Origin of the sequence: Streptococcus oralis (genome assembly GCF_001579025.1) — a bacterium.
GTDB lineage: Bacteria > Bacillota > Bacilli > Lactobacillales > Streptococcaceae > Streptococcus > Streptococcus oralis_X.
Window position 1 is genome coordinate 1,054,063 of sequence record NZ_KQ970235.1, and the last position, 684, is coordinate 1,054,746.

Annotated in this window: 1 protein-coding gene; it reads right to left on the reverse strand. The window is 45.3% G+C overall.

Features of this window, described 5'->3' with window-relative positions:
* A partial coding sequence (locus SORDD27_RS05105) for a SpaA isopeptide-forming pilin-related protein (RefSeq protein WP_269139428.1) occupies positions 1-684 on the reverse strand: 684 nt, incomplete at both ends.

Consider the following 684-nt stretch of genomic DNA (forward strand, 5'->3'; position numbering starts at 1 on the left):
CTTTAGACTTACCAGCTTCTGAAGTCCAGCTTTCTACAGCTGTGCCTTCTGCCTTGTCGCCTTTGTAGATCTTGATTTGAGCGCCCGCGATTTCTGTTCCACCAAGGCTAACCTTACTGAAGGTAATCTTACGTGGTTGGTCATCGTCTTTATCGGTGACAGTTACTGTTGAGCCGTTGGTAACGACTTTGTTTTCTTCACCCTTAGAGTCTTTTTCACCAACGTTGGTCACTTCTACTGTGCCATCATGTTTGACTTGGAAAGTGATGTCGGTTACTTTGAGGTAACCGGTTGGAGCGGCTTCCTCATGGAAGGTGTAAGTACCTGGGGCCAAGTTGAGATCTTTAGACTTACCAGCTTCTGAAGTCCAGCTTTCTACAGCTGTGCCTTCTGCCTTGTCGCCTTTGTAAATCTTGATTTGAGCGCCTGCGATTTCTGTTCCACCAAGGCTAACCTTACTAAAGGTGATCTTACGTGGGCTATCGTCATCTTTATCAGTGACTTTAATAGTTGAACCATCGGTTACGACTGTATTGTCCTCGCCTTTAGCATCCTTAGTACCAACATTCGTCACTTTAACTGTTCCATCATAGTTAACTTTAAAAGTGATATCCGTCACTTTGAGGTAACCAGTTGGGGCTGCTTCCTCATGGAAGGTGTAAGTACCTGGGGCCAAGCTCAATT